This is a genomic window from Rhizobacter sp. P3_C12 (genome assembly GCF_056402735.1).
This window is the reverse complement of the sequence record NZ_JBFUGW010000195.1, coordinates 1-12,210: the sequence shown is the minus strand read 5'-3', so window position 1 is coordinate 12,210 and position 12,210 is coordinate 1. Positions and strand designations below refer to the sequence as shown.

The 12,210-nt window shown below is 67.5% G+C and carries 13 protein-coding genes; 5 read left to right on the top strand and 8 right to left on the bottom strand.

What is annotated here, in order from left to right:
- The first annotated feature begins 83 nt into the window (after nucleotides 1–83).
- From AC1DXV_RS24365 to AC1DXV_RS24345, 5 genes are all read left to right on the top strand, one after another.
- Nucleotides 84–1,151, top strand: coding sequence for a TAXI family TRAP transporter solute-binding subunit (locus tag AC1DXV_RS24365; RefSeq protein ID WP_477865844.1), 1,068 nt, complete (start codon nucleotides 84–86; stop codon nucleotides 1,149–1,151).
- 219 nt (nucleotides 1,152–1,370) lie between these two features.
- The gene (locus AC1DXV_RS24360) at nucleotides 1,371–1,757 is read left to right on the top strand and encodes a hypothetical protein (protein WP_477935962.1); all 387 of its coding nucleotides are present in this window, start codon (nucleotides 1,371–1,373) and stop codon (nucleotides 1,755–1,757) included.
- A 97-nt stretch (nucleotides 1,758–1,854) separates the two neighbouring features.
- A complete protein-coding gene (locus AC1DXV_RS24355; protein WP_477935960.1) occupies nucleotides 1,855–4,299 on the top strand; it encodes an RHS repeat domain-containing protein in 2,445 nt (814 codons plus the stop codon).
- The gene (locus AC1DXV_RS24350; RefSeq protein WP_477935958.1) at nucleotides 4,259–4,729 is read left to right on the top strand and encodes a hypothetical protein; all 471 of its coding nucleotides are present in this window, start codon (nucleotides 4,259–4,261) and stop codon (nucleotides 4,727–4,729) included. Before AC1DXV_RS24355 ends, AC1DXV_RS24350 begins: the two co-directional genes overlap by 41 nt.
- 130 nt (nucleotides 4,730–4,859) lie before the next feature.
- Nucleotides 4,860–5,210, top strand: a complete 351-nt coding sequence (locus AC1DXV_RS24345) for a hypothetical protein (protein ID WP_477865840.1) — start codon at nucleotides 4,860–4,862, stop codon at nucleotides 5,208–5,210.
- Between the two features lie 294 nt (nucleotides 5,211–5,504).
- Here the strand turns inward: AC1DXV_RS24345 and AC1DXV_RS24340 are convergent, their stop codons facing one another.
- From AC1DXV_RS24340 to AC1DXV_RS24305, 8 genes are all read right to left on the bottom strand, one after another.
- A complete protein-coding gene (locus AC1DXV_RS24340; protein WP_477865839.1) occupies nucleotides 5,505–5,981 on the bottom strand; it encodes an RES family NAD+ phosphorylase in 477 nt (158 codons plus the stop codon).
- A complete protein-coding gene (locus AC1DXV_RS24335) occupies nucleotides 5,978–6,397 on the bottom strand; it encodes an antitoxin Xre/MbcA/ParS toxin-binding domain-containing protein (protein ID WP_477935956.1) in 420 nt (139 codons plus the stop codon). Before AC1DXV_RS24335 ends, AC1DXV_RS24340 begins: the two co-directional genes overlap by 4 nt.
- A 210-nt stretch (nucleotides 6,398–6,607) precedes the next feature.
- The gene (locus tag AC1DXV_RS24330; protein ID WP_477865837.1) at nucleotides 6,608–8,275 is read right to left on the bottom strand and encodes an HrpF/NolX family T3SS translocon protein; all 1,668 of its coding nucleotides are present in this window, start codon (nucleotides 8,273–8,275) and stop codon (nucleotides 6,608–6,610) included.
- 43 nt (nucleotides 8,276–8,318) lie between these two features.
- Nucleotides 8,319–9,137, bottom strand: coding sequence for a type III secretion system export apparatus subunit SctT (sctT, locus tag AC1DXV_RS24325; protein WP_477935954.1), 819 nt, complete (start codon nucleotides 9,135–9,137; stop codon nucleotides 8,319–8,321).
- Nucleotides 9,130–9,648 carry a hypothetical protein gene (locus AC1DXV_RS24320; RefSeq protein ID WP_477865835.1) on the bottom strand — a complete coding sequence of 173 codons (519 nt, stop codon included), beginning with the start codon at nucleotides 9,646–9,648 and terminating at the stop codon, nucleotides 9,130–9,132. The genes sctT and AC1DXV_RS24320 overlap by 8 nt, the downstream gene beginning before the upstream one ends.
- Complete coding sequence (gene sctN, locus AC1DXV_RS24315) at nucleotides 9,645–10,967, bottom strand: type III secretion system ATPase SctN (RefSeq protein ID WP_477935952.1); 1,323 nt, start codon at nucleotides 10,965–10,967, stop codon at nucleotides 9,645–9,647. The genes AC1DXV_RS24320 and sctN overlap by 4 nt, the downstream gene beginning before the upstream one ends.
- Before the next feature lie 2 nt (nucleotides 10,968–10,969).
- Nucleotides 10,970–11,725 (bottom strand): FliH/SctL family protein, encoded by a 756-nt coding sequence (locus AC1DXV_RS24310; RefSeq protein WP_477935950.1) that lies wholly within the window; start codon nucleotides 11,723–11,725, stop codon nucleotides 10,970–10,972.
- On the bottom strand, nucleotides 11,683–12,210 hold a 528-nt coding region (locus AC1DXV_RS24305), incomplete at its 5' end, for a type III secretion protein HrpB4 (protein ID WP_477935948.1). The genes AC1DXV_RS24310 and AC1DXV_RS24305, both read right to left, overlap by 43 nt.

Below are 12,210 nucleotides of genomic sequence, written 5' to 3'. Positions count from 1 at the left end.
TCCTGTCCCCCTGCGCGCCGGGCCCTGGGCCTGTGCGAGCTCCCGACGCCTTGAGCGCCGTTCACCGTCCACCGGAGAAATCCATGCGCCAACTTCTTCTCACTGCGGCCTTGTGCCTCGCTTCGCTGGGCGCCCATGCCGGCGACCGCATCGTCACCGGTTCCGACCGCGGCACCTACATCGAGATCGGCCGCGACCTGTCGCGCTTCATCGGCAAGCCCGCCGGCCTGCCGCTGGAGGTGCTGCCGTCCAAGGGCTCGGCCGAGAACGTGCGCCGGCTGCGCTCGGAGCCCGGCGTGCGGCTCGCGCTGGTGCAATCCGACGTGTACCGCGCCTACCTCGACCAGGCGAACGCCGGCGATGCCGAGGCGGCGCGGCTGATCAAGCCGCTGCGCGTGGTGATGCCGCTGTACGACGAGGAGATCTACTTCGTCGCGCGCGCCGATTCGCCGCTGCGCTCGATCCACGAACTGCGCGACAAGCGCATCAACGTCGGCCCGGTCGGCAGCGGCACGGCGCTGACCGCGACCACGCTGTACCGCGCGATGTTCGGCAGCCCGATGCTGGAGCAGAACACCAGCTTCCTGTCGAACGAGGAGGCGCTGGTGAAGCTCGCGACCGACAAGTCGATCGACGTGGTCGTGATCGTCGCCGGCCAGCCGGCCAAGCTGTTCGCCGACATGAAGTCGGAGGCGCGCCAGTACATCAAGCTGCTGACGCTCGACCGTGCTGCGCCAGAGACACAGGCGCTGGACGGCACCTATGTGCCGGCGCAGATCCGCAGCACCAGCTACCCGAACTGGCTGACGCAGGACGTGACCTCGCTGTCGGTCAAGTCGATGCTGGTGACCTACGACTACCAGTCGCCGGAGGTGCGCAGCTCGCTGACGCGCTTTGCCAAGTCGATGTGCAGCAACTTCGAGAAGCTGAAGAGCGAGGGCCATGCGAAGTGGCAGGAGGTGAGCCTCGCGCCGCCGCAGCTGCCGAAGGGCTGGACGTACTACGCGCCGACGCAGAAGGTGCTGTCGCACTGCGACAGCGAGGCCGAGCCGGACCAAGGCACGGTGGCGTCTGCATCGAAGGCGCCGGCCGCATCGAGCTGCTCGCAGAGCCGCGAGGTGCTGGGCCTGTGCCGCGTGGCATCACGCTGAACGGCCATGTCGATTCCGGGTGCCAAGGGACCGCTGCTGCCGGCGCGGTCGAACCCGGTCGGTCCCGGGATCACGCCGGGGCCGGGACCCGGTGCCCGGCCACCGATCGGGCCACGCCCGTCGACGCCGTCGCAGCGCGCTGCGACAGTGGGCGGCCCGCCGCCGCGCGAGGGCGGCCGGCCGCCGTCGATGTCGAGCGTGGCGCAGCGCCCGCGCTCGATGAGCATGCCGCCGCGCTCGCCGTCGATGCCGTCGCCCTTCGGCCGACCGGGACCGAACTCGAGCATGGCCCTGACTCGCCCCACGCCGGGCGGCCCGAAGCCGATCGGGCAGGGCGGCGGCCAGGCGCTGGCGACGAGCGCGGCGTCTGAAGCCGGCGAGGCGGATTCCCAGGTTTCGCAACTGCTCGACCAGATCGAAGGCATGACCCGCAACCTGCGCGAGCTCCAGCAGAACGGCGCCGACAAGAGCGATCCCAAGAAGCTGATGGAAGCGGTCAACAAGATGCTCGACATGCTCGCGGACTTGAGCAAGAAGCTCGACGAGCGGATGCAGGCGGCGGGGCAATCGTTCGCGCAGGCGACGCAGGCGCAGCCGCAGGGGTGACGAGCTCGCGATAGGTTCATTTGACCCGGTTGACCCGGCAGAGGCCGGATTTCTAGACTGCGCCGCATCTGAACGACAAGACCAGGGAGGGTCTTTCATGCAGCATGCGCGCAGCGGTCTGCGGGCCGCGATCGGTTGTTCCTTTTTCTGTTCCCTCTCGTACGCCGCGATGGCGCAGACACCGCCGCCGGTGTCGCCCATGCCGACCACGCGCTACGAGTACGACGCGATGGGGCACGTCACGAAGATCCTTCGTGGCGCGAGCGGTGACAGCACCTCGATCGCGTACGACCGCCTCTATCGCATCACGTCGATCACCGATGCAAGGCAGGGCTCGATCCGTTTCGACTACCTGGGCGGGACGCCGTACATCAACAAGGTGACCGACCCGCGCGGCCTGGAGACCTTGTACGAGCGAACCGGCCTGGGGCATGTGATGAAGATCGTGAGCCCGGACACTGGCACGACGGTGTTCACCTACGTTCCCGGGACCGATCTGGTGGAGACGATGCTCGACAGCCGTGGCGTGCTGACGCGCTACACCTACGATGCCAGCGAGCGCATGACGCGGGCTGAGCACAGCCGCGGCGGGAGGACAGATCCCGCGCTGACGTGGAGGTACAGCGAGCAAGGGCCCGAGTTCTCCCACGGCGGCGGCAGGCTCACGAGCATGGGGCACGGTGCTGGTGGTGACCGGTACCGCTACAACGAGCACGGGGAGCTTGCGGGCCACACGCAATGGGTCGAGCCGGCGGCGGGCGCGAACAGCGGCACCGTGCAATTGAAGGTGAACTATGCCTACCACCTGGGCAACCTGGAGGGCATCACGTATCCCTCGGGGCGCAGGCTGGTGATCGAGCGCGCAGACGGCCAGGCGCTGTCGCTGGCACTCGCCAAGGACGGCGCCAGCGTTCCGATGCCGCTGCTCAGCGAGATCAAATGGGCGCCGTTCGGCATCGGGATCGACGGCTGGAAGTGGCATGCCCGTGGCGGACTGGTGTCGCATCGGCGCCTGTTCGATCTGAGTGGGCGCATGGTGCGCTATCCGATCGGTGGGGTGCTTCGCGATGTGCGCTACGACGCCCAGGACCGCATCGCCGCGTTCACGCACCGGCAGTTCGACGGCACGCTGCAGCCGGCGCTCGACCAGCAGTTCGGCTACGACGAGCTCGACCGGCTCACGAGCGTGGTGACCGCCACGACGAACTGGTCGATCGCCTACGACCCGAACAGCAACCGTGCGAGCGAGAGCCTGGACGGCCTGTCGAGCCGCTACGACACCGAACCGACGAGCAACCGATTGAGCGGCGTGACGAACCCGGCGCGCAGCCTGGCGCATGACAACACCGGCAACACGACGAGTGATGGTGCAGGCTACACCGCGACCTACGACATGGCTGGACAACTCGCCACGCTGACGAAGGGTGGCATCACGACGACCTACACCTACAACGCGATGGGCCAGCGCATCCGCAAGGTGAGCAGCACGGGGCCGCAGAGCACGGTGATCTACGCCTACGATCAAGACGGGCAATTGCTCGGCGAGTACGACCACGTGGGCCGGGCGATCCGTGAGTACGTGTGGTTGCAGGACGTGCCGGTCGCAGTGTTCATGCCGAACCCGGCGGATGCGAACGGGCCACCGCTGGTGTTCCACATCCACGCCGATCACCTGAACGCGCCGCGGGCGGTGCTCGATACCGATGGCGTGATCCGCTGGCTGTGGCTGGCCGAGCCGTTCGGCACGACGGCACCGGTGGTGGATCCCGGTGGGCGCGGGCCGTTCGCGTTCAGCCTGAGATTCCCGGGGCAGGTGGCGGATCTAGAGAGTGGGCTGTTCTACAACTGGAATCGGTACTACGACGCCAAGGATGGGCGGTACACGCAATCCGACCCGACGGGGCTGGCGGGTGGGATCAACACCTACGCCTATGTTGGCGGCAACCCGTTGTCGGGGGTGGATCCGCGAGGATTGGCCAACTCGGCAGCGGTACGGTGGATGCAAGGTTCAAATGCCGCTCCGCTGCCTGATGTCGGCCCGCCAGGTCTGGGCGAGAGCTTCATCCCCATCTGGGGGTCTGGACGCGAATCGATCAGCGATTTCCAGAGTGGCCGCTACGTGTGGGGCACTGTCAACGGAGCGCTGGCAATCTCGGATGTCTTGTTGATCGGCACTGGAATCAAGGCCGTCTGCAGGGGAGTCTGGAAGACTGGCTCTCATGCGTGGGGAGCAACGAGAAGTTGGTATGGTCGCACTCGTGAACTTGCAAAGGGAACGCCCGTTCACCACTGGGCCATTCCACAGAAATGGATGACCAGAGATTCGTTACTGGAGGCCGTTGGGAATCAGCCCTGGAACCTGATGCCATTGGAGAGCCGGGCATTCCACGATGCCGTACATGGCTGGGGTCCCAATGCTTTCAACCTGAGTGAGCGGGTCTTGTACGGAAGCCCGACATGGGCAAAAGTCTTGGGTGCGGACCTCGTAGGAAAGGGTTTCAATGCAGGATTCGACAATGACAAATGCGGCTGTGAGAACTGATCTGCTGCGCTATCCAGTGCTCGAATTCTCGAAGGGAATGCTCTTCCCGGCGAGGGGCATCGAAGAGCTGGAGCAATGCACGAAGCCGGCGCTGCGCAGCGGCTTCTTCGACGATCTGTTGTTGATCGATTCGGGTGGCAGATCCTTGAGGATTTCAGGGGCCAGGAAGGTGCGTGGCGTGGGGCCGTTCTTCGGGTTCAACATCTTCTTGAACCAAAGAATCCAAGTGACGCTGACTGCTTCAGAGCCTGAGCAGGTCCTAGGGGTCGAAGAGGTTCGGCGGCTTGTTCTTGGCGCCATCCAAGGCGAGCATGAATGGAACTCCGCCTCAGACTTTGACGAACTGGTGGCGATCGTGGCTCGGGCCCAATCCATCTCGGAGATTGCAGCCGCTGTGACCGATACCTACTACCGACAGGACGCGACCTGAGTAGATCAGAACGGAGCGTCTTGAATACGATGGGCCCCGTGTTGAGGATCGTGTATGGCTCGCTTGGTTGGGCAAGAGAAGCGGGCTGCCACGCCGATGCGGCGGGCGATGGAGGCGGCAGGCGCGTGTGATGCTGGCAGTCTGCGTTCATTGCGGAAACATCAAGCGGAACCTCTCCGCCCGGTGTGCCACCTGCCACTTTCAGCCGCAGACCGATGAGGACAAAGCCAGGGCGTTCATTCTCTCGACGGCATATGAAATCGACGGCGAGTACCGCGGCATGACGAAAGAGCAGCTCACCGCCATTGCGGCTGCTGTCGGGAACGGACGCCCATATGCCTTTGACGAGGCCGAGATCCAGTCGGTCGTTGCCTATGCGAAGCGCGTACTGACTGTGCCCGCCAGGCGATTGATCATCGATGGAGTGCGATGGCTGTTGCTTCCGTTCCTTGTTTTGATGGCTGTCCATCTGTCCAGGTGATGGGCGCTTGATGCTCCAGGCGCTTGTGATGAGGAACTGAGCTCCCGCGAGGAGTGGTTCGTTGCCATGGAGCGCGGTGAACTGAAAGGTGGCGCCCTGTTCGCTCAGGACCCGCAGGGCAACTTCTTCGGCTTCGACATTCACGGGCGCATCCATTTCTTCTCGCGATCCGCGCCCTTCTTCTCGATGATCTCAGAGAGCTTCTCCGGATTCATGAAGGGCTTGTCAGACGCGACTACAAGATTCGTGACTGGGTCGATACGCTCGCAGCGCAAAGGTACGGGTGGTGAATCGCTACACCCGGTGGTCGTAGACGAACCGCCGGGCTTTCACCGCCGTCAGCTCCGCGGCATCCGGATGCGCCGGGTTGATCAGCACGTTGTCTTCTTCCTCGATGATCACCGAGGGCACGACCAGCAGCGCCGATCGTCCCTCGCTGAGCCACACCGAGCCGAGCGCGCGTGAGACCAGTCCTTCGGGAATCGCATCCCAGCCGACGGCCGGTGGACGTTGCAGCACCAGCCGCGCCGTCCAGACCGCGTCCGGCACATCGATGCGCACGAGGAAGCGATTCCACGGCAACTTGCCCGCGCTCTTGCCGATGTGCGCTCGCGTCTCCCAGGCCGCCAGCGACACCGAGGTGGCCGCGAAGCTCACCAGCTCGCCGGGATGGGTCCAGCGCGAACCACGGCTCGCGGCACCCTTGCCGGCCAGGTCATCGGCGCCCCACTGCGGCGTGTCGGTGGCAATCCGCCACAGCGCCACCGTCATGCGGGCAATCCACCGCGCATGCGCTCGAGCACCTGCTCTACCGCGCGCAGTCCCTCAGGGTTGCGCAGCAGTTCGGCCGGGGTCCTGTCGCCCAGCTCGGGCAGCGGTTCGCGCAGCCATCCGGCCAGCCAGGCGTCGAGGTCGAAATCCTTCAGTTGAGCGGGGTCGCCGCTCTCCTCGAGCAGGCGGCGCAGCGTGGCCGCCACGCGCAGCAAACCCATCACGCGGTGCCCGGCGATGTCCGGCAGCACCTCGCCGGCTTCGTCCTTGCGGCGGAACGTGGTGGGCGACACGCCGATGATGTCCATCACGGTCGACACCGGCTGGCCGGTCGCCTCGGCGATCACGTCGACCAGCCAGGTGGGAACACCGGCCTCGACAGCGTCGAACAGCACGATCCCGGGTGAACTGCGCACCCGCCCGACCAGATCGGCGAATGCCTTGCGGGATGCCTTGGCACCCGCCGCCGGGCCCCGCGACTGCGCCGACCAGAAGTCGGCAGGCCGTCCGGAACCCAGAGCCGGCCGGGGGCGCACAGCGGCAGCGCACATGATGATTTACCCAAATGGTTGATCGGAATGCGCCAAATGGTAGCGCACTCCGATCGCCTCCGGATGAAAACCGGGTCAGAAGAAGTCGGCCGCTTTCGGCTTCTCGCCGCTCGCCCCGTTGAGCCCGGCCTTCACGCCGCCCGTCACCAGGCTGCCGGCACTGCTGTTGGTCACCACGTTGAGCCCGGTGCCTGCGATATCCAGCCCGGCGTCGCGCAAGGCCTTCTTGACGTCGCCGCCCTGGATCGCCGTCGCGGCGACGTTGGTTCCCTCCGACCAGGCGCGCGAACCCATCGCGACGGCCTTGGCCGCCAGGTTGAACGGCGGCGGCAGCACCCGGCCGAGCTTCTCGGCCACCTTCGAGATCACGTTGGCGATCTTCGACACCACGCTCAGGCAGCCCTGCAGGAACTTCTTGAAGCCGCCGCCCTTGGCCTTTTTCTGATCGGGCTGGTCCATCTCGCCGGCCACCATGTCGCCGACGGCCTTCACGTCCTCGGCGCCCTTCGGCTTGTGCGTGGCGTTCGCCGGCGTCGTCGCGACCTCCTTGTTCTCCAGGTGGCTGCGGAAGGCCTTGATGTCGTCGCGGCTGATGGTGCCGTCGTCCGACTGCTGCCACAGCTTCTTCGCGCCCTTGATGTCGCGGCCGTGCTTGGCGTTGTCGAGCTTGCCGAACAGCACCGGGTCCTCGAGGAACTTCTTCGCCGCTTCCTTGTCCTCCGGCGCGGCCTTCGGGTCGTCGGCGATCTTCTGCAGCTTGTCGCGGTTGAACTTGTTGCCGAACGCGCCGTTCGGGTCGGCATCGATGCGGTCCAGCGCCTTCTTCTGGTCGGCGTCGAGCTGGCCCTTGGCCGCGATCTTGTCCTCCATGCTCGCGTGCGAGACCTTGTCCTTGCCGTTGTTGAGGTCCTTCCACTCCTGCGGGTGGTCGGTGAAGTACTTGGCCGCGGCGATCAGCTGCGGCGGGCACTTGCCGGTGTGCGAGGTGCCGTCGACGATCTTGTGCAGCTCGTCCAGCGACATGTCCTTCGGCAGGTAGTCGGCGTACTTGTACAGCTCGTTCTCGGCATCGTTCTTCGTGATCGGGCGGCCCTCGGTCGTCTTGCCGTTGTCGCCCGACGGGATGTAGTTGTCGGCGTAGCCCTGGGCCTTCTCTTCGTTGTAGGCCTTCAGCTCCGGGTCCTCGGCCAGCTTCTGGATGTCCTTCGAGCTGATCTTGTGGTCGAGCTTGCCGTTCTTGCCGCCGTCCAGCATGTCCTGCAGGCCCTGGTCCGACAGCACGGTGTTCAGCGCCTTCTTCAGGTCCGGCGGCGTCTTCTCGTCCTTGGCCATCTTCTCCATGTCGGAGATCTTGGTGCCGTGCTTGTTGAACGCCCCTTCATGGCGCTCCAACGTCGACAGCGCGTCCATGCGCGCGGCCTTCTGCTCCGGGCTCACCGGCCGCTGTGCCGGCGGCAGCTGCTGCTGTTGCTGCTGGGCCGCCTTCTGCATCGCCTGCGCCTGTTGCGCGCCGCCTTGTTGCACCGCGCCGATCATGCCCTTCAGCAGCTGCGCACCCCCGCCTTCGCCGTCTTCGTCGCCGCCACCCGGCAGCGACAGCGGCGGCAGCTGCCCCATCGTCGATTGCGCGAGCTGCTGCATCGAATCGCCGCCCTGCGGCGTGCCGCCGATCTTGCCTTGCGGTGGCGTGGCGATGCCGATGCGGCCCTGCAGCCAGGCCTTGTTGTCGACCATCATGTTCATGTTCGTCCTCCTGGGGAATGGGGGTGTTGGAACGGGCGTCGGTTCAGCGCGCCTGCAGGCTGCCCTGCAGCTGCTGCAGCAAGCCGGTGGGCAGCAGCAGGTGCCGCACCTGGCTGACCAGCACGCCGATCAGCAGCGCGAGCATCAGCATCGTCACCGCGCCCTTGACAGGCTGGCTGAGGTTGGTGGGTTCGAGCTTGTCGGCCGCGCGCGTGATCAGCCCGAAGCCGAGGTCGATCAGCACCAGCACCAGCATCATYGGTGCGGCGAACTTGATCGTGCTCGTCATCAACGAGTCGGTTTGCTGCACGATGAACAGGTCGGGCACGCGGGCCAGGTCGGGCATCGGCGCGAACAGCGGCCACACGTGGAACGAATCGAAGATCGCGCCGATGAACACCAGCATGCCGCCGAGCGCGAAGAACACCGCGATCACCAGCTGCACCAGCAGGTTCGACACCGGCGTGCTCTGCTGCCCGCTCATCGGGTTGGTGAGCTGCACGCTGTTGTAGCCGSCCTGCGTGTCGATCATCGCGCCCACGCACTCGGCCACCCAGAACACCGTCGAGGCGGCAAAGCCCATCAGCAGGCCGATCATCGATTCCTTCAGCGCGAAACCGGCCCACTGGCCGGCCGTCAGGTTGCTCGCGACGTCGGCCGGCAGGCCGAACGCGACGAAGCCGCCGATGATCACGACCAGGCCGGCGCGCACGTAGCCCTGCACGAACTGGTCGCCCATCGGCGGCAGCACGTTGAAGGCGGCGAACAGGCGCAGGCTGGCGAGCGCGGTCGCGAGGAACAGGTCCTCCAGCGGGTGCAGCGTGCGCGCGGCCATCTCGTACAGGCCCTGCATGTCATCCATGGGCGGCCTCCTGGCGCTGGGCGCGCTGGCGGGCGACGAAACGCGCCGCGCCGGTTTCCTCGGTCTCTTCCTCGGCCAGCTCCTCCTGCGCCGCTTCGCGTTCGCGCAGGATGGTGGCGATGCGCTGCTCGAAGCCCTCGATGCGCTGGTCGTTGCGGCGCACCGCCGCCTGCGCGGTCTTCACCACCGCGGCCTGGCGGTCGACGTGCTTGTGGCTGTCGGCCAGGGCCTTCTCGGCCTGCGCGGTCGCGCCCTTCAGGTCCTCGATGCGGAAATCCGCCGCGCGCACCGCGTACGGCGTGAAGGAGGTGCGCAGCAGCGCGTCGCGTTCGTCGCGCGCATCGCGCTCGTCCTGGCGGCAGGCGGCGAGCTCGCCCTCGGCGGTCTTGCGCGCCTCTTCGAGCTCGGCGAGCTGCTTGCGCGCCGCCTGCACCTCGGCCTCGAGCCGCTCGCCCTGGCGCTTGCGCACCTTCACCAGCGTCCGCAGCGCCTTCACGGGCGCGGCACTCACCTGACGACCTCCGCCAGCTGCCCGAGGATGTCCTCGTACGGCATCAGGTCGCTGGTCTTCTGGTTCAGGAACGCGCGGATCTCGGCGACGCGCTCGATCGCCAGGTCGGCCACCGGGTCGTTGCCGGCCTGGTACTCGCCGACCTGCAGCAGCATCTCGACCTCGTCGTACTTGGCCATCAGGTTGCGCAGGTGGCCGGCCGCCTCGGCGTGCTCGGCCGGCACGATCTGCGTCATCACGCGCGACAGGCTGCCCAGCACGTCGATCGCCGGGTACTGGTTCTTCGCCGCGATCTTGCGCGACAGGATCATGTGGCCGTCCAGGATGCCGCGCACTTCCTCGGCGATCGGGTCGCCGCCGCTCTCGTCCTCGGCCAGCACGGTGTAGAGCGCGGTGATCGAGCCGACCGCGCCCATGCCGGTGCGCTCGAGCAGCCGCGGCAGCTCGGCGAACACCGACGGCGGGAAGCCGCGCCGCGCCGGTGGCTCACCCGCCGCCAGGCCGATCTCGCGCTGGGCCCGCGCAAAGCGCGTCAGCGAATCCATCATCAACAGCACGCGCTTGCCCTGGTCGCGGTAGTACTCGGCGACCGCGGTGGCCACGTAGGCGGCCTTGGCGCGCTCGATGCTCGAGCGGTCGGAGGTGGCGCACACCACCACCGATTTCGCCATGCCCTCGGGGCCGAGGATGAACTCGATGAATTCGCGCACTTCGCGGCCGCGTTCGCCGATCAGCGCGATCACGCTCACGTCGCACTGCGCGCCGCGCGCCAGCATGCCCATCAGCGTGCTCTTGCCGACGCCGGCCGGCGCGAAGATGCCCATGCGCTGGCCTTCGCCGAGCGTCATCAGCCCGTCGATGATCTTGACGCCAGTGGGCAACGGGTGCTCGATCATCGCGCGGCTCATCGGGTCCGGCGGGTCGGCGAACACCGGGCGTTCCTCGTCGCCCAGCAGCGGGCCCAGCCCGTCGATCGGGTCGCCCAGGCCGCTGATCACGCGGCCGAGCAATTGCGGCCCGACGCGCACCGACAGCGGCCGGCCGGTGCCGACCACCTGCGTGCCTTCGGAGACGCCGCCCATCGAGCCGAACGGCGACAGGATGGCGCCGTGCTTGCCGAAGCCGACCACCTCGGCGCGCTGCAGCAGGCGGCCGCGCGGGTCGCGCAGCTCGCACAGCTCGCCGACCTTGGCGTCCAGGCCGCTCGCGCGGATCAGCGTGCCGACCACCTCGGTGACGCGGCCGGTGCGGGACAGCACGTCCTCATGCGTCAGCTCCTGCTCGAGCGTGCTGACGAAGCGCTGGAAGCTGGTGTCCATGATCAGGCGGCTTCCAGGTGGTCTTCGGTGGGGGTGTCGTCACGGGCTTCGTCGGCGTCTTCGGCGGTTTCGGCTGCTTCGGCGTCGTCCGCCTGCGCCATCTCGCGGGCCGCGCGCTCGACGGCACGGCGGATCGCGGCCAGCTGCGTGTCCAGCCCGGCATCGATGACGCCGCTGTCGGATTCGAAGCGGCAGGCGCCTTCGGGCATCTGCGCATCGACGACGACCTCGATCGCCGTGCCGGTGGCGCCCTGGGGCAGCTGCGCCATCAGCTCGGAGATGGCGCGCTGCGCATCCTCGCGGTCGGCCTCGGGCACGCGCAGCGTCAGCATCGCCGAATCCTTCACCAGCTTGGTGATGGTGCGCAGCGAGCGGCGGTACAGCGCCGAGCGGTCTTCCTGCTCGATCACGCGCTCCACCGCCATCGAGACGATGCCCGACAGCCGCTCGCTCTGGCGCACCAGCGTGCGCCGGCGCGATTCGGCGGCCTGCAGCTGCTGCGAGGCCCAGTGCGCCGCGGCGTCCTGCGTGCCCTGGTCGAAGCCCTGCTGCCAGGCGCCGTCGAACTGCGCCTGCGCCTGKGCCTCGGCGAGCAGCGCTTCGGCCCGGGCTTGCGCCTCGGCCAGCACGCGCTCGCGCTCGGCGTCGATCGCCGCGGCCACGTCGGCCGACGACACCAGCTGCGCGTGGTCCTGCGCGCGCAGCACGCCGTCGTCTAGGCCGACAGTGCACGGTCCATGTGTGAGCCAAACAGCCATGCGTGCTCCGGAAAGTAGTGGGGAAGTCGAGCCATCATTGAATCGCCTGGCGGCGAGGCCGATGGGGCGGCGGAAGAAGACGTGGATGGAAACGCGAAGGCCGGGTCGGCCTGCGTGCTGCCCGGCGCGAGTGCGAGCCGCACCCAGGCCAGCGTGTGCTTGCAGTGCCATTCGCGGCGCTCGCTCAGTCGGGCGTAGCCGGCGGCGGCCAGGCGTTCGGGGTCGAGCTCGGCCGCCGACAGTGCAGCGGCGGTGGCGTTGTCGGTGACGCGCGGCGCGGCCAGCAGCTCCGTGTAGGCCGCCTCGCCGATGCGCTCGATGACGGCCTGGCGCGCGCCGCGGCCGATGCAGCGGCGCACCCGCTCGCGCTCGGCATGCAGCGCGACGGCGCCCAGCACGCGCAGCACCTGCTCGCGCGGCAGCAGCGCGATGCGGTGCGCCCGGTGCTGGAAGCCGGCGAGCGACGCCCAGCGCAGGCCGTACAC

Coding starts and splice junctions, on each gene's coding strand:
- AC1DXV_RS24355 (WP_477935960.1), top strand. CDS start 1,855: ATGCAGCATGCGCGCAGCGGTCTGCGGGCCGCGATCGGTTGTTCCTTT.
- AC1DXV_RS24345 (WP_477865840.1), top strand. CDS start 4,860: ATGCTGGCAGTCTGCGTTCATTGCGGAAACATCAAGCGGAACCTCTCC.
- AC1DXV_RS24330 (WP_477865837.1), bottom strand. CDS start 8,275: ATGAACATGATGGTCGACAACAAGGCCTGGCTGCAGGGCCGCATCGGC.
- AC1DXV_RS24340 (WP_477865839.1), bottom strand. CDS start 5,981: ATGACGGTGGCGCTGTGGCGGATTGCCACCGACACGCCGCAGTGGGGC.
- AC1DXV_RS24360 (WP_477935962.1), top strand. CDS start 1,371: ATGAGCATGCCGCCGCGCTCGCCGTCGATGCCGTCGCCCTTCGGCCGA.
- sctN (WP_477935952.1), bottom strand. CDS start 10,967: ATGGACACCAGCTTCCAGCGCTTCGTCAGCACGCTCGAGCAGGAGCTG.
- AC1DXV_RS24350 (WP_477935958.1), top strand. CDS start 4,259: ATGCAGGATTCGACAATGACAAATGCGGCTGTGAGAACTGATCTGCTG.
- AC1DXV_RS24365 (WP_477865844.1), top strand. CDS start 84: ATGCGCCAACTTCTTCTCACTGCGGCCTTGTGCCTCGCTTCGCTGGGC.